The following is a 23541-nucleotide window of genomic DNA, read 5'->3' as shown; positions in this document are numbered from 1 at the left end:
CCGCTCCACGGCACTCCAGAAGCGGTCCGGGGACGCCGATGGGAGGGGTGCAGGACCGGCACCCACCGGCCACTGCCCGCCGAGCGCGAAAGGACCGCCCTCGTGATCGCAGTGACCTGCCGCAACGGTGAGCACTTCTCCGTCGACCCCGACCACATCGAGCGCATCGAGCACCGCGCCGACACCGTGCTGCACCTCGTCGACGGCACCCACTACGTCGTCGAGGCGACGTTCGACGACGTCCTGCGCTCCATCGTCGACGACCGTGCCGGCGTCCTCGCCGCACGGGCCGGCCTGGCCAACGGCCTCGCCGCCACACCGCCCGCGCCCCGACTGGTCCGCCCACACGTCACGATCGCCACCACCGCGCAGGACTGATCCCGCGCCCGGTCACCCCCGGACGACGGCGCCGCAACCCGGACCGCGCCGGCCCGGACCCGGGCCGGCGATCAGCGGCCGCGGTCCAGGCGCAGGACCTCGATCGTCAGCGCCGCCATCGCCGCCTCGCCCCGCGCGTTCGGGTGCACGATCACCGCGTTGGTCCCCTGCAGCACCGGCTCGACCCAGCGGACACCGAGCGGCTGGCAGGCATCGTGCCCCTCGGAGGCGGCGCTCAGGTCGACGTAGGTCACGCCGGTCCGCCCGGCCGCGCGCTGCACGGCGTCGTTGAGCGTCGCCTGCAGGCTGCGCAGGTAGGCCACGTCCCCCTCGGCGATCGGCATGCGGTCGAAGCAGCCACCGCTCGCCGGCATGATCCAGGGGTAGCCGAGGATCGCGACCTCCGCCTTCGGTGCCGCCGTCCGGACGGCCCGGAGGGTCTCCACCAGCGCCGGGTACGTCGTGGTGCGGATCGTGTCCTCGAACGAGGAGCCGTACCGGTCCTGGCAGGGGCTGCCCCGGCCGACGGTCGACAGCCCGGCGGCGGTGCAGGCCAGGATCGAGCTGATGAAGACGCCGCTGTCGTTGCCGCCGATGGTCAGGGTCACCAACTGGGTGTCGCGGTCGAGCGCGTCGAGCTGCGGGGCGACCCCGGGGTGCTGCCCGGTGAAGAAGTCACCGGTGTCGGCTCCCCCGCAGGTGACGTCGGTGAGCCGGGCGCCGGTGGCTCCCGCGATCAGGTGCGGGTAGTTGCGGGTCGAGCGCAGGCACGCGGGTGGCGCGGTGAGGTCGGGCGGCAGCACGCCGGACGCCGCGCTGTACGAGTCGCCCAGGGCGACGTACCGCAGCGGCGCCGGGACGGCCTGTGCGACGGGGGCGACGACGACGCCGGCCAGGACGGCGAGAACGGCCAGGACGCAGGTAGCGAAACGGCGCACGTCTCCTCCAGGTAAGTGGGGGCACTGTGCGCGGAACAACGCGCGACCGACGCCGCGGTCACGCCGACCACACCCCTCCGTGCGGCCAGGGCCTGGCGTCCACCGGAGCCGTTGCGGCGGCGGCCTCGCTGTGCCGATGCGCTTCGAGCCCCGCTGAACGCCTGGCCCCGGTCCAGGTTCCCTGCCCGCTCGTCCGGAGGATCGAAGCGCCGCCGGACAGGATCGGTGTGCCGATGCGGCGGTGGCCCCGGACGGTCGACCGGGGGGTCAGGTGGCGTCGCCCTCGCGTCCGGAGGGCTCGTCCAGCGAATCCTGAGGGTTGCGCCTCCGGATCCAGACGGGAACCGCGATCCACCAGCAGAGCAGCAGCGCAGCGATGGCGGCGGTCACGCCCCACGCCAGGGTCCGGCCGAAGAGCATGTCGACGACCAGGAGGAGCGCGGCGGCGATCGCCACCGTGAGGACGACCAGGCCGGCGAGCGCCGACCAGTTGCTGCGCCGCAGCAAGGACTCCTTGTCCCGCTGGCGGAACAGCAGCCGGTGCTGGGCGGCCGGTGCGATGAGCAGCCCGGTGGCGACTGCAGCCGCCACGAGGCTGGTCAGGTAGACGTCCTGCTGGAACTGCGTCATCTGGCTCACCCGCGGCTGGAACGGGACGATCAGCAGGAAGGCCAGGAGGAACTGGACGCCGGGAAGGGCCACCCGGAGCTCTTGGAGCAGCTCCGACAGCTCACGGTCGATCCGCTCCTTGCGGGTCTCCCCGCCCGTGGCGTCGCGCCCGCCGCGGGACCGGCGCTCGCCCTCTCGGTCGGTCATCCCGGCTGCCCCGTTCCACTCGCTCCAGCACTTCTCCCCGGGGAGTGCCCGGATCGTCCGTGCATGATCGCCGACCGGCCGCTGACCAGCGGATCGTCATCCCGCCCGGGGAGACCGCCACACCCTCATGGCATCGGCGGGCCCCGACCCGCCGGAAGCCGCTCTCCCCGCGGGAGTGCGGCCTGGTGATCCGGGTGGGGCTGAGAGGCCTCGAACCCCTGACCCCCACACTGCCAGGGCGGCTGATGGGCCTTCGCGGAGGTCCGCCACCGCACGACCGTGGAGGTCAGAGGCGGAGGCGCTGCAACGGACCGGGGACTCCCCTGCCATCGCGCTTGCCTGGGCCACGAGGTGGACAGTCCTCGAAGAACCGGGCCAGCCCTACCAGGCTCCGGAGGGCACCACCGGAGAGCTCCGGAGCCTTCGTCCCCGCGACCGGATCCGCTTGACATGGCGGCCACCGGGCTCGACCCACGACAGCACCGTCCAGGTCGCCGTCACCCCAGCAGGACCCGATCGCACCATGCTCCGCTTCCACCAAGAATGCCTCGCCGACGCGCGTGAACGCGGGGAACAGCGAGCTGAGCCGCCGCGGCGAGTCCGGAGACTCAGGGTGTGAGGCCGGAGCCCGTTCTTGAGCCGGGTGGTGACTCGACCGGGGTCGGATGCCCGAGTGAAGCCGTGGGTCGAAGTCGGCCCTAGCCGCAGACGGCTCCGGCCGACGCGGTGCCGACCGCGCGCGCGTACTTGCCCAGCACACCCCGCCGGGCTGAGGGCTGGGGCGGCGTCCATGCCGAGCGCCGACCTGCCATCTCCCTGTCGGCCACCAGGATGTCCAGGGTTCCGGCCGGGACGTCGAGGTGGATGCGGTCGCCGTTCTGGACAAGGGCGATCGGCCCGCCGTCGGTGGCTTCGGGAGCGATGTGCCCGACGCAGAGGCCGCTGGTCCCCCCGGAGAACCGGCCGTCGGTCACGAGCAGGACGTCCTTGCCGAGTCCGGCGCCCTTGATCGCTGCGGTGATGGCGAGCATCTCTCGCATCCCCGGGCCTCCTCTGGGGCCCTCGTGGCGGATGACGACGACGTCATCGGGCTGGATCGCACCGGCCGCGAGGGCGTCGAGCGTGGCTCTTTCGCCGTCGAAGACCCGGGCGGTGCCGGTGAACTGGGTGGTGTCGAACCCGGCGCTCTTGACCACAGCGCCGTCCGGGGCAAGGGAACCGCGCAGGATGGTCAGGCCACCGGTCGGATGCATCGGTGTCTCGATGCTTCTCAGGACCCGGCCGTCCGGGTCGGGCGGGTCGATGGCGGCAAGGTTCTCGGCGACCGTGCGGCCGGTCACGGTCAGGGCGCCGCCGTGCAGGAGGCCGGCGTCGAGCAGGGTCTTCATGACCACCGGGATGCCGCCGACCCGGTCGACGTCCGCCATGACGTGCCGGCCGAAGGGCCGGACATCAGCAAGGTGCGGCACGGTCGCGCCGATGCGGCGGAAGTCGTCGAGATCCAGGGGCACCTCGGCCTCGTTGGCAATGGCCAGCAGGTGGAGAACCGCGTTGGTCGAGCCGCCCAGGGCCATGAGGACGCAGACGGCGTTCTCGAACGCTTCGCGGGTCAGGACGTCCCGGGCGGTGATCCCCTGCTCGAGCAGCCGCACCACGGCTTCCCCAGATCTATGGGCGAGGCCTGTCCGGCGGCGGTCGATCGCGGGGGGAGAGGCACTTCCCGGCAGCGCGAGCCCCATGGCCTCGGCCAGGCTGGCCATCGTATTGGCGCTGTACATGCCGGCACACGCGCCTTCGCCGGGACAGTAGGAGCGTTCGATCGCCTCGGCGTCCTGACGGGTCATCGTCCCGGCCGTGCAGGCGCCCACCGCCTCGAAGGCGTCCACGATCGTCAGCACCTGTTCGGACCCGTCCGACAGCGCGGTCCGGCCGGGCAGCGCGGTCCCGGCGTACAGGAAGACCGTCGCCAGATCCAGCCGGGCGGCCGCCATGAGCATGCCGGGCAGGGACTTGTCGCAGCCGGCGAGCAGAACTGTTCCATCCATGCGCTCGGCCTGGAGGACGGTTTCGACACTGTCCGCGATGACCTCGCGGGACACCAGCGAGTAGTGCATCCCCAGGTGTCCCATCGCGATGCCGTCGCTGACCGAGATGGTGCCGAACTGCAGCGGGTAGGCGCCGGCGGTGTGCACCCCTTCCTTGACGGCCTGTGCCAGCCGATCCAGGTTCAGGTTGCAGGGGGTGATCTCGTTCCACGACGAGGCAACCCCGATCTGCGGCTTCCTCAGGTCGTCATCGTCCAGGCCGGCTGCCCGGAGCAATCCTCGGGCCGCGGTCGCCTCCAGCCCGTCGGTCACCGCCCGACTCCGCGCCCGGGGATCGACCCCACCTTGCCGCCGGGCGGGCTCCGGGACCGACGGTCCCGCGGTCACCGTCCGGTCTCCTGCACCGGCGCCGCGCTGATGCCCACCCCACGGTCCTCATCCGGGTCCCGCCGGGCCCAGTAGCTGGCGAGCAGCGATCCCGAGACGTTGTGCCAGACGGAGAAGATCGCCGCCGGCAAGGCGGCCGCGGGGCTGAAATGGATCGTGGCCAGGCCGGCCGCGAGGCCGGAGTTCTGCATGCCGACCTCGATGGCGATGGCCCGCCGCGCGGTCGTCGGCATCCCGAAGCTCTTCCCGATGGCATACCCGACGCCGTAGCCCAGCAGGTTGTGCAGCACGACCGCGACGACGACCAGCAACCCGACCGACAGGATCGTCTCGGAGCTGGCGGCGACGACGACGACCACGACGGCGGTGATCCCGGCCACCGAAACCAGCGGCAGCGCCGGCAAGATGGCCTCCACGCCCCGTGGGACGACGATGCGCAGGACAAGACCCAGCAACACCGGCACGACCACGATCTGGACGATCGAGACGAACAGCCCTCCGGCGTCGACAGGCAGGTACTCCCCCGCGAGCCACAGAACGAGCAGGGGCGTGAGCAGCGGTGCGAGCAGTGTCGACACCGACGTCATGGCCACCGACAGTGCGGTGTCCCCCTTCGCGAGATACACCATGACATTCGACGCGGTACCGCCCGGCGCCGCGCCGACGAGAATGACCCCTGCGGCCACGGCGGCAGGGAGGTCCAGAGCCTGCGTGAGCAACCAGGCAAGGCTCGGCATGACCACGTACTGCGCCGCGACGCCGACGAGCAGCGCCCACGGCCGGCGGGCCACGATGGCGAAATCGGCGACCCGCAGCGTCATGCCCATCCCCAGCATGATCACCATCAGCAGGTAGGGGACGGCGACCGTCCCCCCTGCGAAGGCGTCAGGCACGGCGAGGGCGATCCCGCCCGCCACGAGCACGATGAGGGCGAACCATCGTCCGACGAAGCCACTGAACGCTGCGATGCTCACACGTTGCCCCAATCCCTCACCGGTATGACGTGAGCCACACGATGGGCTTCAGACACATGGGCGACAAGGATGCTGCTGATACTGGTACTGGCACTACTACCAGGAGGCCGGGCGCGTGAACGAGGCCCGCACTGAACTCGCGCACTTCCTGCGCACCAAGCGCCACCACGTCAGCCCGGCGGCAGTCGGGCTGGAGGATCACGGACGGCGGCGGACGCCGGGACTACGGCGCGAGGAGGTCTCCCTGCTCTCAGGCGTGAGCCTCACTTGGTACACCTGGCTCGAGCAGGCTCGGGACATCACGCCATCGCGGCAGGTTGTGGACGCGCTGGCCAAGACCTTGCGGCTCACGGAGGCGGAGCACAGCTACGTCCTCCGTCTCGTCGGCCAGTCGGCGCCCCGACCACAGGACGACGTCGATCAGCTGCCGGCGCATGCGCAGCAGCTGCTCGACGCGCTGGGTGACAGCCCCGCCTACGCGATCACGCCAACGTGGTTCATCATCGGCTGGAACAGCGCTTACCAGGCGTTCTACCCCGGTATCGCGGCCGTGCCGCCCGAGGACCGCAATCTCTTGTGGTTGGTGTTCACCGACCAGCAGGTGCAGTCCCTGCACACGCACTGGGACGTGGACAGCCGCCACTTCCTGGCCCAGTTCCGGGCCGAGACCGGGCCGCGTATCCACCAGCCCCCTGTGGCCAGGCTGGTCGAGCGACTGCGGCAGGCGAGCCCAGACTTCCGCGCCGGCTGGGCCGGCCACGGCGTGGAGCAGTTCTCCGCGCGAGAACGACAGTTCCGCCATCCCGTCGTCGGCGACCTCCATCTGGCTCACCACCGGCTGTCCCTGACAGACGACCCCGGCATTGACCTGGTCGTCTACACCGCTGTCCCCGGTACGGGAACGGCCGAGCGCCTCGCCCAGATGCAGAGCGACCCGGACGAAGTAGGGCCGGAGGCGAGCAACCTCCACGCAGGTCAGCCCTCGTGGGGTGGGTGGCGGGCCGATGCCCGTCGTCGACCTGGGCCTGAACGACCCAGTTGCGCAGCGTCTCAGCGTTGATGCAACTGCTCGCCGATCCGCCCTTCATGGCGCACCGAGGAAGTAGCCCGATGACCCTCGTGGGCGGGCCGCCCCGTCGATGATCCTCTGGGAGGTGCCCGCCGACACCGCCCCGCGGGGGTCCTCCGGCGTGTACGCCTGGCTGGCCGGGCAGGCCGGCGTGGTCAAGGGCCTGCGCCGGCACCTGGTGCAGGAGGCCGGCGTCGACCGGCGCACGACCACGTGGGTCCGGGGCACACAGCGCGCGACGGACGGACTCAGCCGGTAACTTGTACGTCACAGGCTCCGTAGTGCAGGCACCGTCGGGGAGGCGTGGAAGCCCGGACCGCGGCGACTGGTCGGCAGCGAGGAGGTCGCGGTGGACGGCGGGGGCCCGGCGTGACGCCGCTGCGGGTGGCCTGCGTGGGCAGTGGTTTCATCGCCGGCCAACACCTGCGGGCTCTCGCCGGCCTGCAGGACGTGGAGATCGTGGCGGTCGCTGATACCCAACCGGAGCGGGCCGAGGAAACCGCCACCCGGTACGGGGCACGCCCCTACGGTGACGGGTTGACGTTGCTGGAGACCGAGGATCTCGACGCGGTCTGGCTGTGCGTTCCACCGTTCGCACACGGGGCCCTCGAGCTCGCGGCGATCGACCGCCGGCTGCCGTTCTTCGTCGAGAAGCCACTCGCGCTGGATCTGCCGACCGCGGAGAAGATCGGCGACCGGCTGGACGGGACCGGGCTCACGACCGCGGTGGGCTACCACTGGCGGCACCTCGACCTCGTGCACCGCGCCCCGGACTTCCTCGCCGAACAGCCCGCCCAACTCCTCACCGGTTACTGGCTGGACAAGACGCCACCGGTCCCGTGGTGGTCGCAACGGGCATACTCCGGCGGCCAGGTGGTGGAGCAGACCACCCACATCTTCGACCTCGCTCGCCAGTTCGCCGGGGAGGTCGAGACGGTGGCGGCCGTCGAGCGGAGCGCCCCGGACGGGCCGGAGGGCGTTCCTACCGCGGCCGCCGCGCTGTTGCAGTTCGTCTCGGGCGCGGTGGGCAGCATCTCCTCGGCGCGCGTGCTCGGCTGGCGGCATCGGGTTGCCCTCCAGGTGGTGGCGGACGGGCGCGTCATTGAGCTCTCCGAGCGCGGGCTGACCGACCACGAACTTCGGGTGATCACTGCCGACGGCGAGGAGACCCTGCGATCCGAGCAGAATCCGATCGCCACGGAGAACCGTGAGTTCGTCGACGTCCTGCTCGGCCGCGTGCAGCAGGTCCGTGTCCCTTACGAGGAGGCACTCCGCACGCATGCCCTGGCCTGCGCCGCCGACCGGTCCGCCCGTCAGGGCGTTCCCGTGCGGCTGACGGACGGCGACGTGGATGGCTGAGCGGCGCGTGCGCTCCATCGGCGTGGCGGGGCCCGGCCAGCCCGTGCTGCTGGACGACATGGAGCCCGAGCCGGGACCGGGGCAGGCGTGGGTGGCTACCGAGTGGTCCGGGATCAGCGCCGGTACGGAGGTCGCCCTCGTCCGCGGCACCGACCCCCACCACCGGCTGGGCTGGAACCCAGACCTACGGTCTTTCGGGGTCAGCGCCCCGGACGGCTACCCAAAGCGGAGCCTCGGCTACATGGAGGTCGGCCGGGTGACCGAGAGCTACGCGGACGCCCTCCCCGTGGGATCTCGCGTGGCCATGGCTTACGGCCACCGCACCGGCCGCTGCGCCGACCCCACCGGCACGACGGTGATCCCGGTGCCCGACGACCTTGACCCGCTGCTGGCGATCTACCTCGCGCAGATGGGGCCGATCTGCGTCAACGGCCTGCTCCATGCTGCCGCGGCCCTTGCCGGGCCCGGCGCTTCACTCGACGCCGGCGTGCGCGACCGCCACGTTCTCATCACAGGTGCCGGCGTCATCGGGCTTCTGACCGCCCTGCTCGCCGTCCGGCACGGCGCGGCGGCGGTGGCCGTCGCCGAGCCGTCCAGGGAGCGGCGCGCGGTCACAGAGTCCCTGGGTCTCGACGCCGTCGACGACGCCGACGGCCGTGGCTGGCTCGAGGTGAAGCGCCGCTGGCGGCACGGTCCAGGGGACGCCGGCGCCGACGTCGTCCTGCAGTGCCGCGGGCACGACATCGCCCTGGCCACGGCGCTGAAAGCCCTGCGGCCGCAGGGCGTCGTGGTGGACTTGGGCTTCTACCAAGCCGGCGCCGAGGCCGTCCGGCTGGGCGAGGAATTCCACCACAACGGCCTGGCACTTGTCTGCGCGCAGATTGGCCGGGTGCCACGTGGCATGGCCGCGGCGTGGACGCGCACAGCGCTGGCGGCGGCCACCCTCGACCTCCTACGGGACCGCGGCGAGCAGATCCGCACATCGCTGGTCACCGACGTCCTCCCCTTCGAGGACGGCCCCGACTTTCTGGCCGACCTGGCAGGTCGGCGGCTGGCGAGCCCACCGCTGCAGGCGGTGCTGCAGTTCGGGCCCGGCTGACCTACCGAAACCTGCCGGGGGCGCCACTCGTCGTGCCGACGAACGAGGGCCGTGCAGGAGACGAGGGGCGACGGGCCCCGCAGCAAGAACCGGTGAGCAACGAGACGCCGAACGCCGTGATCTGAGCGGCCTCCGGTCCTGAGTCCGTGGGCCACGATGGTCGGGGCCATCATGCGGACGGGGCGTAGTCAGCGCAGCGGTCCGTGGGCGGGGCTGTTGGCGGTTTCGAGCACATCGATCCTTCATGGCCCCTGGGTAGGTGGTCTCCTACTTTGGCGTGAGGCAGGCGGGTTCCTCTCCGCCGCGCACAGCGAGTGACCGGGCGGACGGTTCGGCAGACGCCTCGGCACGATGGCAGACACTCCGGATCGGCGCTCGGCGCGACGTCAAGACGTCGTCGTAGACGCGCAGGGTGTCCTGCGCCATCCGACGCGCGGTGAACAGTTCCACGTACCGGCGGCGCCCGGCGAGCGCGTACCGCTGTCGCAGGGCCGGGTCGGCGAGTAGCTCGGCCACCGCCTTGGCGAGGGCGGGCGGGTCCTCGGGCAGCACGAGCGTCCCCGTGACTCCGGAGGTAACCACCTCTGCCGATCCGATGACGTCGGTGGCGACCACGGGCAGCGCGGCGTCCATTGCCTCAATCGCGGCCAGGGGCATGCCCTCCTGCCGGGATGGCAGGACGAACACGTCGGCGGCATCCAGGAGCATGCGTGCATCGTTCCGGTGGCCCGGCAGGTGGAGGAAGTCGGCCACGCCGAGCTCGGCCGCCTGGCGGGCCAGATCATCGGCCAGGTAGCCGCCGCCGACGATGACCACGGCCAGGTCCGGGAACTGTGCCGCAAGGTCGGGCATCGCGGCGACCAGGTTGCGCTGCCCCTTCTGCACGAACAGCCGGCCAACGTTCATGACCACCATGTGGTCGGGGCGCAGACCCAACGCTTCCCGCGCGGCCGCCCGGCCGGGAGACGGCCCTCGGGGAACGATGCCGTTCGGGACGGTCACCAGCCGCTCGGCCGGCACGCCGATGCGCTCATGCGTGAGCCGCACGCCCTCGGAGACGGCGATGAGCCGGTCCACTTCGGTGATGGCGCGGAAGAACGCGGCCCGCTTCCGCGGGTTCAGTAGCCACGGCTGGTGCTCGGTCTGCACGACGGCCGGCACGCCGGCTCGACGCGCCGCCCGGGCGCCATCGAAGTTCTCCCGCCCACTGCCGACGTGGATGTGGAACACGTCCGCCGGGTGGGCGGTGAGGAAGTCGACGATGACCTGACCGAACCCGGGGTCTCGCGGAGGCGGAAGAGCACAGGTGACGACCCCCAGCGCCTCAGCACGGTCGAGGACCCGGCGCCCGCTCGCTGTCCCCCAGCAGAGCACTGAGACGTCGGACGTCGACCGGAACTCTGCAGCCAGGTCGAGCATGTGCGCGCCCATGCCGGAGGGATCGACCGACGGTGTGTAGAGGCAGATGGACAGCCGCCGGCGAGCCCTCGCTGCGTATCCGGATGTGAGAGACGAGTTCCCCACTGCCGAGGGGTCGAGGCCGTCAGGCGCCCCGTCGGTTGCGGTCGCCATCGACCACCTCTTCTCTGCTCTCGTTGGCCGCACCATGGCCGGGAGAGATGGATCACGCAATAGCATCCGCTCCCTGAACCCGCCCGGTGATCGTGCGGGTGGTCAGCGCCCTCTCCGCGGGCCGGGTTGCGTAGCTGCGACTACGGTCGGACGGCGTGGAGTTTCGTCGACTGGGCCGGTCGGGCCTGAATGTCTCGCAGATCGCCTTCGGCAACTGGCTGACTCACGGCAGCCAGGTCGAGGAGGACGCCGCTGTGGCCTGCGTGCAGGCGGCGCTCGACGTCGGGATCACGACGTTCGACACGGCCGACGTGTATGCCGGCACGGCCGCCGAGTCCGTGCTCGGCCGCGCGCTTGCCGGCCAGCGCCGTGAAGGTCTGGAGATCGCCACGAAGGTGTACTGGCCGACGGGGCCCGGCCCCAACGACCGTGGGTTGTCCCGCAAGCACGTCATCGAGAGCTGCCACGCGTCACTCCGGCGACTCGACACCGACTACATCGACCTGTACCAGGCGCACCGATACGACCCCACGGTCCCGTTGGAGGAGACGATGACCGCCTTCGCCGACCTCGTCCGGGCCGGCAAGGTGCTCTACCTCGGCGTCTCGGAGTGGCAGGCCGATCAAATCGCCGCCGCGGCCTCCCTGGCCCGAGAGCTGAGGGTGCAACTGGTCAGCAACCAGCCGCAGTACTCGATGCTGTGGCGAGTCATCGAGGCCGACGTCGTCCCGACCTGCCAGGAAGAGGGGTTGTCCCAGATCGTCTGGTCACCGCTGGCGCAAGGAGTGCTCACCGGCAAGTACCGGCCCGGAGAGCAGCCGCCGGAGGGCAGCCGGGCCAGCCACACCGGAGTCGGCTTCCAGGTGGAGGGGTTCCTCGCCGACGACGTCCTCGTCCGCGTGCAGCGGCTGCGTCCCATCGCCGATGATCTCGGCCTGACAATGGCGCAGCTGGCGCTGGCCTGGGTGTTGCAGAACCCGAACGTCGCCGCGGCGATCATCGGCGCCAGCCGGCCCCAGCAGGTCCACGACAACGTCAAGGCGGCCGGGATCCGACTCGATGCCGACGTCATGACCCGCGTCGACGAGGTGCTCGGCGACGTCGTCGAACGTGACCCCAAGACCGTCTTCCTGCCCGCGGACAAGGCGGCTAGGGACGCGGCGGCCTGACGATCGCGACGGAGCCGGCGGGCCCTGCCCGCCGACAGCTCCGGTGAGGGGGCACGACGGCCACTCTCACCTGACGTTAGGGTAGATGCGTGTCCCACGGTCCTGGGCTCACTTCGATGCCCCTCAACGCCAGCACGCTCGGGTTTTTGACGCCGACAGTCGCGATTCCGTCCTACGACCGGCGCCGGGTGCGCACCGGCATGGTGCACATCGGCGTCGGTGGATTTCACCGCGCGCACCAAGCCATGTACGCGGACCGGCTAATGAACGCCGGCAAGGCCCTCGACTGGGGCATCTGCGGAGTTGGCGTTCTGCCCTCGGATCGGCGCATGCAGGAGGTCTTGAGCGCTCAGGACGGGCTGTACACCCTCGTGGTGAAGCACCCGGACGGGTCGCTCGAACCGCGAGTCGTCGGTTCCCTCGTCGAGTATCTGTTGGCGCCCGACGACCCCGAGGCCGTGGTCGAGAAGATGACGAACCCCGAGACCCGGATCGTGTCCCTGACGATCACGGAACGCGGCTACAACTCCGACCCGGTGACCGGCGCCTTCGACGACAGCAGCCCCGACATCCGGGCCGACCTGCGCCCCGACGCAGTTCTCCGCACCACCTTCGGTCTGGTCACCGAGGCCCTCGCTCGCCGCCGGCACCGCGGACTCGCGCCGTTCACCGTCCTCTCCTGCGACAACCTGCAGAAAAACGGCGACGTCGCCCGGCGGGCGTTCACCGGCTTCGCCACCCTGCGAGACCCGGAGCTGGGTGCCTGGGTGCAACGCGAGGTGTCCTTCCCCAACAGCATGGTGGACCGGATCACGCCCCTCATCACACCCGACGACGTGGCATGGGTGCGCGATCAGTTCGGCATCGCCGATGCGTGGCCGGTGGTGTGCGAGCCCTTCGCCCAGTGGGTGATCGAGGACATGTTCCCCACCGGCCGCCCGGCGTGGGAGGACGCCGGGGTCCAGCTGGTCGAGGACGTCGCGCCTCATGAGCTCATGAAGCTGCGGTTGCTCAACGGCAGCCACCAGGCGCTGGCCTACTTCGCACACCTGGCCGGATACCGTTTCGTGCACGACGCCTGCCGGGATCCGCTGTGGTCCCGGTTCTTGCAGGACTATATGGACCGGGAGGTCACCCCCACCCTCCCCGACGTACCTGGCGTGAACCTCGAGCACTACAAGCGGACCCTGCTGGGCCGCTTGACCAGCGCCGCCGTCGCGGACACGGTAACCCGGCTGTGCAGCCAGACCTCGGCGTTGATCCCCAAGTACGTGCTGCCGGTGATCCGCGACAACCTCGCCACGGGCGGCGAGGTACACCGGGCCGCGGCCGTCGTCGCCAGCTGGGCCCGGTTCGCCGAGGGATGGGATGATCACGCGCGTCCCATCACTCTCGTCGACCGGCAGGCCGACCGCGTCCGCGCCAACGCCGGCCGACTCGACGAAGACCCACTCACCTTCATCGCTGACCGCAGCATTTTCGGTGACCTGGTGGACGACGAGCGCTTCGTGGCGCCCTACCGACAGGCCCTCGCGGTCCTTCGTGCACGCGGCGCACGGGCCACCCTCGCCACTCTCGTCGATGCGCCCGCCGGCGCAGGCTGAGCAGCCGCACGCCGGCCCGCTGGGCGAGGTCTTCACGGCTTGACCCGGCGGCGAGCCGGCCCTGCCGCACCGGTCCGGAGAAGGGCCCCCGGCGCCGACGATGACCGTGCCGCCCAGCGTCCTCAGTCGCCGCCTCGATCATCCGCACGACCAACGACTACTCCTTCGGCACCGTCACAACGGCGTCCACGCCGAGCTCTCGGGCGGCCTCCACCTGAGCATCGTCGAGCGAGTGCACGGTGACACCGAGCCGGCCAGCGACCGCGATGTGCACCGCGTCGGCGCCGCGCAGGTTGCGCCCGGGCGGCCGGACGTAGTCGGCGGCTCGTCGGAAGTCGAGAGTCTCGACCGACAGGAGGTCGAGCCCTTGGTCGGCGATTACCGCGAAGGCGTACTGGGCCTCCGCCCGCCCGCCGGCGTCGAGAACTTCTGGCGCTGCTTGATCGACAGCGCGGACGCCACCCCGACCCTGGTCCACCCGAGGTCACGAGGTCGTCGTCGACTCCCGCGAGCCAGTCGTGCGCACGACCCGGCCGCTCCTCCGTGGTGATAAACGCAACGAGCAGGCTGGTGTCCAGGTAGAGCATCAGTACCGATCGTCGTCGCGCATCTGACGAACCAGGTCACCGGAGTCCACAGAACTGTATGGGATCTTCGCGGTCTGTGTCCTGAGCCAGTCGACGTCGATCCGGCGGCGCGGCTCGCGGTGCATGGACAGCCCGCCCAACGGCAGAGCGACATCGCCATCGCACTGAACCTGGACGAGGCCCGCGCCGTCCTCGCTGCGACCGCCGGCGTCCGCAGCTCCGCCCGGTGGACCGTCGCGATCACTCGGTCTGCGCCAATCCGAGGCGCTCACGCTGCAGTGGAAGGACGTCGACCTGCTCACCGGCGCCCTCACCGTGCGGCGCAGCATCCACCGCGTCCGCGGCCGCGGGCTCGTCTATGAGGAGTCCAAGACCCGCCACAGCCACCGCACGCTGGCACTGCCCCTGTCGCCGGCCGCCGCGCTGCACGAGCCCAAGGCCGCGCAGCTCGGCGAGCAGATGCTCGCCGACTCCGAGTGGCCGGCTGCACGACCGCCGGCACACCGCCGCCACTCTCCTGCTGAGCGAGAACGTGCACCCGAGGGTCGTCATGGAGCTGCTCGGCCACAGCCAGATGCGCACAACCATGGACATCTACAGCCCCGTCATGCCAGCCCTCGCCCGTGAGGCTGTCGACCCCATGGGCGCGATGCTGCCTGACAGGCAAGGGCAGGCAACCGCAACCAGAAACGAGATCGGACCAGGGCCTTCTGATGAAAGCCCTGGTCCGAAGGGTGGAGCTGAGGGGACTCGAACCCCTGACCCCCACACTGCCAGTGTGGTGCGCTACCAGCTGCGCCACAGCCCCGAACCCGGCCCGGTCTGGTGTGTCCGAGCCGGGGGCAACTGTACAACCCGAGACGAACCGACCAGCGGAGGGGGGTGGGGTGGCGAGCCGGGGGATCAGGCCTCCTCTAGCTGGGCGACGCGGACGTGGTTGCCGAACGGGTCGTGCAGGCCGAAGTCGGTGCCGTACGACTGTCCGGTCGGGTCCTCGGTGGGGTCCACCCCGTGGCCTCCGGCTCGGCGTGGGTGGCGGCGGCGTCGTCGCAGGCGAAGAACAGCTTGACCGCCGGTAGGCACTCGGCGACTCCCCCACGATGTCGCGGAAGACCCGGCTGAAGGCGCCCAGGCCCGCAGACCCGACGGCCATGCGGATGTCGGTCTCGCTGCGATCCCCAGTGCGAAGCAGGGAACATGGCCCGCTCGACCCGGCGCCGCTAGAGGTACCGCGTCGGCGTCTCGCCGAAGGTGGCGCGGAAGGTGCGGATGAAGGTACCTCGGAGACCAGCGCGATCCGCGCGAGCGTCGGCACGTCGAGCGGTTCGGCGTAACGGCGACCCATGGCGTCGCGCGCACGCAGCAGCCGACGGGCGGCGTCCTGCCCGGGGCGGTGCAACCGGGATCATCCCGGCGCGCGGCGTCAGATCTTGACGCCGCGCGCCCTCAGCCACGGGATCGGGTCGACCCGCTTGCCGTCGAGCCCACCCTGGTGCACCTCGAAGTGCAGGTGCGGGCCGGTGGACTGCCCGCGGTTGCCGAGCAGGGCGATCGTCTCCCCCGCCTCCACGTACTGCCCCGGCGTCACCAGGATCTTGTCCATGTGGCCGTAGACGGTGACGTCGCCGTTCTCGTGGAGGAGGTAGACCACCAGGCCGAAGCCGCTGGCCGCCCCGGCCCGCAGCACCACCCCGTCCATCGCGGCGTACTCCGGCGTGCGCATGGGCGCGGCGAGGTCGATGCCGTAGTGGAACGTGCCCCACCGGCTGCCGAAGCCGCTGGTGAGGCGGGCGCCGGCGACAGGCAGCACGGCCTTCGGGCGGGCAGCCTCGGCAGCTGCGGCGGCCGCGGCCGCCGCAGCGGCCTCCCGCTCGGCGCGGGCCGCGCGCGACGCGGCCACCTCCTGCAGGCGGGCCTGCGCCTCCGCGACGGAGATCGACGCCTGCGGCAGCATCTCGACGCCCTCCTCCTCGGTGAGGAGCACGTCCTGGGCCGCCAGCACCGTCGTCGCGTCCGCAGCGGCGACCGGCGCGCTGTGCAGGCTGACACCGGCGGCGGCCACGCCGCCGAGGATGACCGCCGCGAGCAGCAGGGCCGGGCTACGGCGCACATGGGCCCGCGACGGGCGGTGCCCGGCCCGCCGGGACCGGGACCGGCCGGGACGAGGGCCCACCGCACCGAGGAGTTCCGTGCGGGCCTCCGGGCCGATCCCTGCGTCCATGCACCTGTCCGTCTCGCGTCCGTGGCTCCGGCCGGTCGGGGCCGGACCAATCGAAACACTGCGTGACTCGTCCGTGACCGGGCGTTCGGCGCGTCCCTCGAGACACGCCGAGTGGAACACATCACCGACCACGCCAGTCACAGAAGTTACTGACATCGGTGGGACTCGACCCGGTGCACCAGCCCCGGCAGCATCGGTGATCATGGACACGCACCAGCGGAGGTCGCAGGGCGTTTGAGCCCGGCCGTGCCGGGCATTCCCACCCTCCGGCGTGAAACACTCCGCGCCGGTCCGGTGCCTCCGCGTCCGCGATGCGGCGCCGGACCTTGTTGCGCGACACCCGGTCACACCCGTGTACTGCCGACCTCCGGGGACCCGGAACGGTCCCGGTCGGTGCCGCCGCGCTCAGGACAGAGAAGGAGGGACGCGATGTCACAGGCCGAGCTCCTGCCCCTGCGGGCGGCCACCGCGAGCGACGCGACCGTCCGGCCGAGCGCGACGCCGACCCAGACGGTGACCCAGAACGTAGCGGCGGCCGCGCGGATCCATCCGCTCACCGACGAGACGCTGTGCCTGCACGGTGCGCAGCTGAGCGTGCCCACGTACGACCGTTCGGCCCTCACCCCGGCCGTCGTCCACTTCAGCGTCGGCGGATTCCACCGCGCGCACCAGCTGCTCTATTTCGACGAGCTCGCAGAGCGCCGGATCAGCGACGACTGGGGCGTGGTGGGCGTCGGCCTGCACAGCCGCACGATGAAGGACGCCCTCGCACCGCAGGACCACCTGTACACGGTCGTCGAGCGCAGCCCCGACGGCGAGCGCGCCCGGGTTGTCGGCGTCATGGTCGGCTACCACTTCGCGCCCGACGACCCGACCGCCGTCCTCGACCTGCTCACCGACGAGCGCACGCGCATGGTGTCGCTGACCATCACCGACAGCGGCTATCGCATCGATCCGCGCACCGGTCTGTTCGACGCCGACGACGCCGAGATCCGTCAGGACGTGCACGAACCCTCCCGACCCAGCACCGTGTTCGGTTTCATCGTGGAAGCGCTCGACCGCCGCCGGCGGGCCGGGATGCCACCCTTCTCCGTCGTCTCCTGCGACAACATGCACCGCAACGGTGACACCGCCCGGGCCGCGATCGTCGGCTTCGCCGGGCTGCGCGACGAGGTGCTCGCACAGTGGATCGCCGACCGGGTGGCCTTCCCGAGCAGCATGGTGGACCGGATCACCCCGCACACCTCACCCGAGGAGCGGGCCGCGGTCGCGCAGCGCTACGGCGTGGACGACCGGTGGCCGGTCATCACCGAGCCGTTCTCGCAGTGGGTGATCGAGGACACGTTCTCCCACGGGCGGCCCCCGCTGGACGCGGTGGGCGTGCGATTCGTGCCCGACGTCGGCAGCTACGAGCTGATGAAGACCAGACTGCTCAACGCCAGCCACTGCGCGCTCGGCTACCTGGGCTCGTTGGCCGGGCACACGAGCCTGGACCACGTGATGGCCGACCCGGTCTTCGCCGGTTACGTCGCCCGGCTCATGGACGCCGAGGTCACCCCACTGCTGCCGCCCCCGGACGGCATCGACCTGGCCGAGTACAAGCGCACCCTGCTGCAGCGGTTCGCCAACCCGGCGATCGCCGACGGGCTGCCCCGCCTGTGCCGCCGGGGCTCCACCAAGATGCCGCACCACCTGCTGCCGTCGCTGCGCCAGGCGCTGGAGGAGGGCCGGCCGCACGGCCTGCTGACCCTCGCCGTCGCCGGCTGGTTCCGGTACCTGCGTGGCACCGACGAGGCCGGCCGCCCGGTGGTCGTCGAGGATGCGCTGGCCGACCGTCTGCAGCGGCTTGCCCGCGCCGGCGGCACCGACCCGCGCCCGCTGCTGGCCGAGACCGCCCTGTTCGGCGACCTCGGCCGACACCCGGCCTTCGTCGCCGAGTTGCAGGAGACGCTGGCCGCACTCGATCACGATGGCGTCCGCGCCACCGTGGCGGCTCGCACGCTCGGCCCCGTGGCGCCGACGCGGTGACCGCCACGCCCCCCTCCACCACGTCTACGAAGGGAGCTCACCCGGTGCCGACCGTTCCGCCGACGCTCATCGAGCGGGTGCAGTACCTGCTCTGCGACGCCGACGGCAACCTCTTCCCCTCGGAGGAGCCCGCGTTCGAGGCCTCCGCGGAGGTCACCAACGCGTTCCTCGCCTCCGTCGGCATCCACCGGAGGTACACGGCCGACGAGCTGCGGGCCGCCGCGACCGGCATGAACTTCCGGTCCACCGCCCTGGCTCTCGCGGCCGAGGCGGGCGTCACCGACGTCGACGTCGAGCCATGGGTTGCCGAGGAGCGGCGAGCCGTCACCGAGCACCTGGGCCGTACCCTGCGCCCGCACGAGCCGACGCTCGCCGCGCTCGCCGCGCTGGCGGCCCGCCTGAAGCTGGCCGCGGTGAGCTCCAGCGCGCTGTCCCGGCTGGCCGCCTGCTTCACCGCCACCGGGCTCGACGAGCTGATCCCGGCCACGCGCCGCTACAGCGCCGAGGACTCGCTGCCCACACCCACGAGCAAGCCCGACCCGGCCGTCTACCGGCACGCCTGCGCCGCGTTGGGCATCGCGCCCGAGCAGGGTCTTGCCATCGAGGACGCCGTCGCGGGTGTGCGGTCGGCCGTCGGCGCCGGCTGCCCGACCATCGGCAACCTGCTGTTCGTCCTGCCCGAGGAGCGCACGGTGCGTGCCGAGGCCCTGCTGGCGGCCGGCGCGATCGCCGTCATCGAGTCCTGGCAGGAACTGGCCGACCTCCTGCTCCCCGTGCCGGCCGGTCGGCCGGACTCCGACGACGCCCTGACGGGAGCCGCCCGGTGAACATCGTCTACGCCGCTTTCCGCGGGCACTTCTCCGACAACCCGCGGGCGATCTACGAGGCCCTGCTGGCGCAGGGCCTCGACGCCACCCACACCTGGCTGTCGGCGCCGCACACGCAGGCCGGTTTCCCGCCGGACGTCCGCACGCTCACATTCGGCAGCCCGGAGTCGATCGCGGCGCTGGAGGGGGCCGACCTGGTCATCTCCAACGACCACATCCCACTGGACTGGGAGAAGCGGTCCGGGACCACCTACCTGCAGACGTGGCACGGCACGATGCTCAAGCGGATCCACAACGACGTGCTCTGGGCGCCCGAGGGTCGGCTGGCCTACCTGGACCAGGACATCGCCCGCTGGGACCTGCTGCTCTCGCCCAACTCGGTGACCACCGAGCGGCTGCGCAAGGCGTTCAGCTACACGGGTCCGATCCACGAGACCGGCTATCCACGCAACGACCCGCTGAGCAGCCCCCGCCGTGACGAGGTCCGCGCGCAGGTGCGGTCGGACCTCGGCATCGGCGCGGACCAGACGGTGGTGCTTTACACCCCGACCTGGCGCGACGATCTGGTCTTCGAGGGCAGCGGCGAGCGGGATTTCGAGTTCCCGATCGATCTCGACGAGTTCGGCGCCCGGCTGGGCGCGGACCACGTGCTGCTGCTGCGGCTGCACAACATGGTCATGAGCCGGCTGGAGATCACCGACGGCTCGGCCGTCCGGGACGTGTGCAACCACCCCGACATCGCCGACCTCTACCTGGCCGCCGACATGATGGTCACCGACTACTCGTCAACCATGTTCGACTTCGCCGTCACGGGCAAGCCGCAGCTCTTCTACACCTACGACCTGGACCGCTACCGCGACAAGCTGCGAGGCTTCTACTTCGACCTCGCCGAGGTCGCGCCCGGTCCCCTCGTCGCGACCAGCGACGAGTTGATCTCGGCGATCGCCGACATCGACACGGTCACCGCGGAGCACGCCGAGCGCTACGCCCGCTTCCGGGAGACCTTCTGCCACCTCGAGGACGGCCACGCCACCCAGCGCGTCCTCGACCTGATCGTCCCGTCCGCGACCGCGTCCGGGCAGACCACCAGCACGACCACTGAAGGAGATGATGTCCGTGCGGACCGGTGACCACGTCCTCAACCCCGTCCGTCGGGGTGGCTCCCCCCTGTCGGCCCGCACGACGTCCCGACGGGTGCAGGCACCATCGGTGCAGGTCGTGATCCTGGCCGCGGGCATGGGCACCCGGCTGGGCCGGCAGGATCCCAAGCCGCTGACCCGGCTCGACGACGGACGCAGCATCCTGCAGCGCCAGCTCGACGGCCTACGCGCCGTCCTGGGCGCCGACGTGTGCGTGACTGCGGTAGTGGGCTACCGCAGCAAGCGGATCATGAAGGCCGCGCCCGACCTGCTGTTCGCCTACAACCCCGATTTCGCGATCACCAACACGTCGAAGAGCCTGCTGCGGGGGCTGCGCAGCACGCGCGAGGGCGGCGTGCTCTGGCTCAACGGTGACGTCGTCTTCGACCCGGCCGTGCTCGAGGTGGCGCTCCCCTACATCACGGCCGACCAGAGCTTCGTCTGCGTCGACACCAGCACCGTCGCGGAGGAGGAGGTCAAGTACACCCTCGACGACGACGGGTGCATCCACGAGCTGTCCAAGATCGTCCGCGGCGGGCTCGGTGAGGCGGTGGGGATCAACTACGTCTCCTCCGCCGACAAGGCCACGCTCATCGAGCACCTGGACGCCTGTTCGCACGAGGACTACTTCGAGCGGGGCATCGAGACGGCCATCGCCGAGCGCGGCCTCCGGGTCCGCCCGGTGGACATCTCCGCCTACGCCGCGGTCGAGGTCGACTTCGAAGGTGACCTGCAGCGGGCCAACAGTCTCCTTGGCGGGGAACCGCCGACCATCGTCGCCGAGGCAGGCTGACCTCTCGCGGGAGCCGCCGTCAGGCCACCGGAACGCGGTGGCCTGCGTCGGCTCCCGTGGGCTCGGCGTCGGCCTCCCGGAACCGGCGGACGGCGGCGATGCCACCGATCACCAGCCCGGCGCCGAGGGTCGCCAGCACCGTCACCGCGGCACGCGCCAGGATCTCCGGCCCGGCGGAGGCGACGTTGGCCGACCAGAGCACGTCGACGTCGGGCAGGCCCTGCACGAGCAGCAGCCAGCCGGTCACCACGGCCAGCAGGCCGGTCATCGCGCCGCGGCCACGCAGCGCGGCCCGGACCCCCACGCCGGCACACAGGAGCGTCGCCAGGCCCGGCAGGAGAGCCGACACGATCGCCCCCGCGTGCGAACCGGCCGTGACCGGGGGCGCCGGGGTGGCCACCGCATGCCACAGCGCCGCAGCGGCGCCCACGGCGAGCACCGCCCCCAGCGGCCGGGGCGTGCGGGCCAGCAGCCCGGCGGCGACGGTGAGCGACAGCAGACCCGCGACGACGGGCCACATCAGCCACGCCGACGGCGGCGGGCTCCAGGTGAGCACCCCGGCGATCTCGCCCTCGGTCGCCCCGTGCCGCACCGGGACGACCCATTCGGAGACGACGTGCTCCCGGGTGGGGTCGGCGGCGACCTGCCGCGGCAGGACGCCCTCGCTCATCCAGTGGGTGCGGTGGTCGTGCCAGACGTACTCCGGCCGGGTGGAGACCTGCTCCCACTCCGGCGCGGCGTCCGGGTCCGCGTGGGCGGGCAGCGCCGTCCGCCCGTAGCGGTCCAGGTTGATGTAGGTGGCCGGGGCGTGGGTGTTGCGCCAGACGCCGTCGGGCCCGATGCGCAGGTACGGCTCGCCGGAGTAGCCGGGCACCAGCACCTCGGTGTCCGAGGTGTTGACCAGCTCCAGCTCGTCGCCGAACTGCAGCACCCGCACCGTCACCCCGGGCAGCTCCGGGGTCACCGCGACCACCCGGCCGTCGAAGTCGCTCGCGGCCGCCTCTCCCCCGACGTGGGCCGAGGCGGGGCCGGCCAGGGCCAGGAGCGCCAGCACGCCGGCCAGGACGGTCAGCAGCCGCCCGAGCCCACGGCTCACGCGCCCGTCACCAGGCGCAGGTCATCGGCGATGTCACCGGCGGTGTTCTCCGCGTCGAAGGCCACCTGCGCCTCGTCGTCGGCCCCGAACAGCAGCAGCAGCGTGGAGTGCAGCCGCCCCTCGTCCTCGGCCAGCGGGACCCCGGCCGACAGCTGCGCCTGGTCGATGGTCTCCTGGTCGCCGGTCAGTCCGATGAACGGCGTGGGCAGGTCGGCGTCGAACCGGTCGAGGTACTCCCCCAGGACCTCGGGGGTGTCGGTGGCCGGATCGGTGGTCACGAACACCACCTGGACCTGCTCGGCGAGCTCCGGCTCCAGCCCGCGCAGGGCCACCGCGACATCGGCCATCGTCGTCGGGCACACGTCCGGGCAGTTGGTGTAGCCGAAGAACAGCAGGGTCGGCCGACCCGACGTGGCGGCCTTGAAGTCGTACGGCGCACCGGTGGTGTCGGTGAGGGTGAACGACGGCCGGCGGTAGGCCTCGTTGAGGTCCAGACCGGCGTACCGGTCCTCCGGGGCCTCGACGACCGCGGGTGCGCCGGCGGAGTGGTCGTGCTCCTCGGCGGCGCCGTCCGCCGAGCCCCCGCAGCCGGCCAGGAGCAGGCCCGTGGAGAGGAGCAGTGCCGGTACGCACCGGCGGGGGCGACGGCGGACGGCGGACATCACGAGGACACGGTACGTCGGTTGGCGCGGACGCCGAGGACGACACCGGCGAGCGCGGTGAGCAGCGCGAGGACGGCGAAGAACAGCGCCAGGGCACCGGGGTCGGCGGAGTGCCCGGCGGCGTCGTGCGCCTCGTCGGCCTGGCCCCCCGTCGCGGCGCCGGTCTCCGCGCCGGCGTCGGCCGACGTGAGCGTCAGGACCGGCGCGGGCCGCTCGGGCTCCTCCTGGCCGGCGACCGTCGGCTCGATCCACGCCGCCTCGTTACCGTCGCTGTAACTCTGCACCGCCGGGAAGCTGAGCTCCTCGGCGTCGGGGAACGGGCCGCCGGCCAGGGCGAACTCCTGGAACTGGCCGGGTGCGATGCCGGCACCGTCGGCGGCGCGGTACTCCACGACCGAGACGTAGGAGCTGATCTCCCGGCCGTGGACCTCGACGGGCTCGGCCAGCTCGCTGGTCGTGGTCGTCACCGTCCACCCGGGCACCGGCTGCGCCCGCAGGGAGCCCATCGCGGCCTCTTCAGGGATCTGGATGCGCAGGCCGACGGTGCTGGCGGTGTCGCTCTCGTTCGGCACGCGGAAGGTGAGCTTCCCGTAGCCCCCGGGAGCGGCGTCAGCGGAGGAGACGGTGACGTGGGCCGAGGCGACCGTAGCGACGGCCACGGCCGCCGCGAGAGCGGTCAGGGTGGCCAGCAGCAGGACGGCGACCCGGGCGAACGGGCGGGGCAGGGACACGGAACTCCTGTTCATCTGGGGCACGGACAGTCGGGTGACTGCACCGT

The 23541-nt window shown here is 71.7% G+C and carries 21 protein-coding genes, 1 tRNA gene and 1 pseudogene; 12 read left to right on the top strand and 11 right to left on the bottom strand.

The features are described from left to right. Positions 1-102 precede the first annotated feature (102 nt). Positions 103-378, top strand: coding sequence for a flagellar FlbD family protein (locus ABDB74_RS04910; protein WP_346622198.1), 276 nt, complete (start codon positions 103-105; stop codon positions 376-378). A 71-nt stretch (positions 379-449) separates the two neighbouring features. On the opposite strand, the gene ABDB74_RS04905 is transcribed toward ABDB74_RS04910, so the two are convergent. From ABDB74_RS04905 to ABDB74_RS04890, 4 genes are all read right to left on the bottom strand, one after another. Continuing rightward, complete coding sequence (locus ABDB74_RS04905; RefSeq protein ID WP_346622197.1) at positions 450-1316, bottom strand: SGNH/GDSL hydrolase family protein; 867 nt, start codon at positions 1314-1316, stop codon at positions 450-452. A 267-nt stretch (positions 1317-1583) separates the two neighbouring features. Continuing rightward, complete coding sequence (locus ABDB74_RS04900; protein ID WP_346622195.1) at positions 1584-2132, bottom strand: DUF6328 family protein; 549 nt, start codon at positions 2130-2132, stop codon at positions 1584-1586. Positions 2133-2830: 698 nt separating this feature from the next. Next, positions 2831-4564 (bottom strand): dihydroxy-acid dehydratase, encoded by a 1734-nt coding sequence (ilvD, locus tag ABDB74_RS04895; protein WP_346622193.1) that lies wholly within the window; start codon positions 4562-4564, stop codon positions 2831-2833. After that, on the bottom strand, positions 4561-5538 hold the full coding sequence (locus ABDB74_RS04890) for a bile acid:sodium symporter family protein (RefSeq protein WP_346622192.1): 978 nt from the start codon (positions 5536-5538) through the stop codon (positions 4561-4563). Before ABDB74_RS04890 ends, ilvD begins: the two co-directional genes overlap by 4 nt. 115 nt (positions 5539-5653) lie before the next feature. Here ABDB74_RS04890 and ABDB74_RS04885 point away from each other — a divergent pair, with 115 nt between their 5' ends. From ABDB74_RS04885 to ABDB74_RS04870, 4 genes are all read left to right on the top strand, one after another. Next, entirely contained in the window at positions 5654-6598 is a 945-nt protein-coding gene (locus ABDB74_RS04885) for a helix-turn-helix transcriptional regulator (RefSeq protein ID WP_346622190.1), read from the top strand. 79 nt (positions 6599-6677) lie between these two features. Next, complete coding sequence (locus tag ABDB74_RS04880) at positions 6678-6866, top strand: SIP domain-containing protein (protein ID WP_346622189.1); 189 nt, start codon at positions 6678-6680, stop codon at positions 6864-6866. Positions 6867-6976: 110 nt separating this feature from the next. Then, positions 6977-7966: a Gfo/Idh/MocA family oxidoreductase gene (locus ABDB74_RS04875; protein ID WP_346622187.1), complete on the top strand. Its 990-nt coding sequence runs from the start codon at positions 6977-6979 to the stop codon at positions 7964-7966. Further along, positions 7959-9065, top strand: coding sequence for a zinc-binding dehydrogenase (locus tag ABDB74_RS04870; protein WP_346622185.1), 1107 nt, complete (start codon positions 7959-7961; stop codon positions 9063-9065). The genes ABDB74_RS04875 and ABDB74_RS04870 overlap by 8 nt, the downstream gene beginning before the upstream one ends. Positions 9066-9332: 267 nt before the next feature. On the opposite strand, the gene ABDB74_RS04865 is transcribed toward ABDB74_RS04870, so the two are convergent. Then, a complete protein-coding gene (locus ABDB74_RS04865; RefSeq protein WP_346622184.1) occupies positions 9333-10637 on the bottom strand; it encodes a glycosyltransferase family 4 protein in 1305 nt (434 codons plus the stop codon). A gap of 155 nt (positions 10638-10792) precedes the next feature. On the opposite strand from ABDB74_RS04865, the gene ABDB74_RS04860 reads away from it, so the two are divergent. Together ABDB74_RS04860 and ABDB74_RS04855 are read left to right on the top strand one after the other, a co-directional pair. Continuing rightward, a complete protein-coding gene (locus ABDB74_RS04860) occupies positions 10793-11806 on the top strand; it encodes an aldo/keto reductase family protein (RefSeq protein ID WP_346622182.1) in 1014 nt (337 codons plus the stop codon). 116 nt (positions 11807-11922) lie between these two features. Next, a complete protein-coding gene (locus ABDB74_RS04855) occupies positions 11923-13410 on the top strand; it encodes a mannitol dehydrogenase family protein (RefSeq protein ID WP_346622181.1) in 1488 nt (495 codons plus the stop codon). 157 nt (positions 13411-13567) lie between these two features. Here the strand turns inward: ABDB74_RS04855 and ABDB74_RS04850 are convergent, their stop codons facing one another. Continuing rightward, the gene (locus ABDB74_RS04850) at positions 13568-13888 is read right to left on the bottom strand and encodes a hypothetical protein (protein ID WP_346622179.1); all 321 of its coding nucleotides are present in this window, start codon (positions 13886-13888) and stop codon (positions 13568-13570) included. Between the two features lie 467 nt (positions 13889-14355). Between ABDB74_RS04850 and ABDB74_RS20650 the strand changes: the two are divergent. Continuing rightward, a pseudogene (locus ABDB74_RS20650) lies at positions 14356-14586 on the top strand (tyrosine-type recombinase/integrase); the annotation flags it as partial. 146 nt (positions 14587-14732) lie between these two features. Here the strand turns inward: ABDB74_RS20650 and ABDB74_RS04845 are convergent. Both ABDB74_RS04845 and ABDB74_RS04840 read right to left on the bottom strand, forming a co-directional pair. Next, a tRNA-Ala gene (locus ABDB74_RS04845) sits at positions 14733-14805 on the bottom strand. 615 nt (positions 14806-15420) lie between these two features. Beyond that, positions 15421-16218, bottom strand: coding sequence for a M23 family metallopeptidase (locus ABDB74_RS04840; protein ID WP_346622177.1), 798 nt, complete (start codon positions 16216-16218; stop codon positions 15421-15423). 429 nt (positions 16219-16647) lie between these two features. Here ABDB74_RS04840 and ABDB74_RS04835 point away from each other — a divergent pair, with 429 nt between their 5' ends. The 4 genes from ABDB74_RS04835 to ABDB74_RS04820 are packed head-to-tail and all read left to right on the top strand — an operon-like array spanning position 16648 to position 21005. Then, a complete protein-coding gene (locus tag ABDB74_RS04835; RefSeq protein ID WP_346622176.1) occupies positions 16648-18246 on the top strand; it encodes a mannitol dehydrogenase family protein in 1599 nt (532 codons plus the stop codon). 44 nt (positions 18247-18290) lie between these two features. Then, entirely contained in the window at positions 18291-19073 is a 783-nt protein-coding gene (locus ABDB74_RS04830; RefSeq protein WP_346622174.1) for an HAD family phosphatase, read from the top strand. Further along, positions 19070-20203: a CDP-glycerol glycerophosphotransferase family protein gene (locus ABDB74_RS04825; RefSeq protein ID WP_346622172.1), complete on the top strand. Its 1134-nt coding sequence runs from the start codon at positions 19070-19072 to the stop codon at positions 20201-20203. Before ABDB74_RS04830 ends, ABDB74_RS04825 begins: the two co-directional genes overlap by 4 nt. Then, on the top strand, positions 20190-21005 hold the full coding sequence (locus tag ABDB74_RS04820) for a phosphocholine cytidylyltransferase family protein (RefSeq protein WP_346622170.1): 816 nt from the start codon (positions 20190-20192) through the stop codon (positions 21003-21005). Before ABDB74_RS04825 ends, ABDB74_RS04820 begins: the two co-directional genes overlap by 14 nt. A gap of 19 nt (positions 21006-21024) precedes the next feature. Here the strand turns inward: ABDB74_RS04820 and ABDB74_RS04815 are convergent, their stop codons facing one another. From ABDB74_RS04815 to ABDB74_RS04805, 3 genes are read right to left on the bottom strand one after another with little or no spacing between them, the layout of a single operon-like run. Continuing rightward, complete coding sequence (locus ABDB74_RS04815; RefSeq protein ID WP_346622168.1) at positions 21025-22101, bottom strand: hypothetical protein; 1077 nt, start codon at positions 22099-22101, stop codon at positions 21025-21027. Beyond that, positions 22098-22763, bottom strand: coding sequence for an SCO family protein (locus tag ABDB74_RS04810; RefSeq protein WP_346623856.1), 666 nt, complete (start codon positions 22761-22763; stop codon positions 22098-22100). Before ABDB74_RS04810 ends, ABDB74_RS04815 begins: the two co-directional genes overlap by 4 nt. Beyond that, a complete protein-coding gene (locus ABDB74_RS04805; protein ID WP_346622166.1) occupies positions 22763-23494 on the bottom strand; it encodes a YcnI family protein in 732 nt (243 codons plus the stop codon). Before ABDB74_RS04805 ends, ABDB74_RS04810 begins: the two co-directional genes overlap by 1 nt. Positions 23495-23541: the final 47 nt, after the last annotated feature.

Source organism: Blastococcus sp. HT6-4, assembly GCF_039679125.1.
In the GTDB taxonomy this organism is placed as follows: Bacteria; Actinomycetota; Actinomycetes; order Mycobacteriales; family Geodermatophilaceae; genus Blastococcus; species Blastococcus montanus.
Note: the sequence above shows the minus strand (reverse complement) of the source record. Positions and strands in the feature narration are given on the sequence as shown.

Bases quoted from the DNA above. Each gene is read 5' to 3' on its own strand.
- ABDB74_RS04900 (WP_346622195.1), bottom strand. From the start codon at position 2,132: ATGACCGACCGAGAGGGCGAGCGCCGGTCCCGCGGCGGGCGCGACGCC.
- ABDB74_RS04840 (WP_346622177.1), bottom strand. From the start codon at position 16,218: ATGGACGCAGGGATCGGCCCGGAGGCCCGCACGGAACTCCTCGGTGCG.
- ABDB74_RS04880 (WP_346622189.1), top strand. From the start codon at position 6,678: ATGATCCTCTGGGAGGTGCCCGCCGACACCGCCCCGCGGGGGTCCTCC.
- ABDB74_RS04870 (WP_346622185.1), top strand. From the start codon at position 7,959: ATGGCTGAGCGGCGCGTGCGCTCCATCGGCGTGGCGGGGCCCGGCCAG.
- ABDB74_RS04855 (WP_346622181.1), top strand. From the start codon at position 11,923: ATGCCCCTCAACGCCAGCACGCTCGGGTTTTTGACGCCGACAGTCGCG.
- ABDB74_RS04810 (WP_346623856.1), bottom strand. From the start codon at position 22,763: ATGTCCGCCGTCCGCCGTCGCCCCCGCCGGTGCGTACCGGCACTGCTC.
- ABDB74_RS04835 (WP_346622176.1), top strand. From the start codon at position 16,648: ATGTCACAGGCCGAGCTCCTGCCCCTGCGGGCGGCCACCGCGAGCGAC.
- ABDB74_RS04865 (WP_346622184.1), bottom strand. From the start codon at position 10,637: ATGGCGACCGCAACCGACGGGGCGCCTGACGGCCTCGACCCCTCGGCA.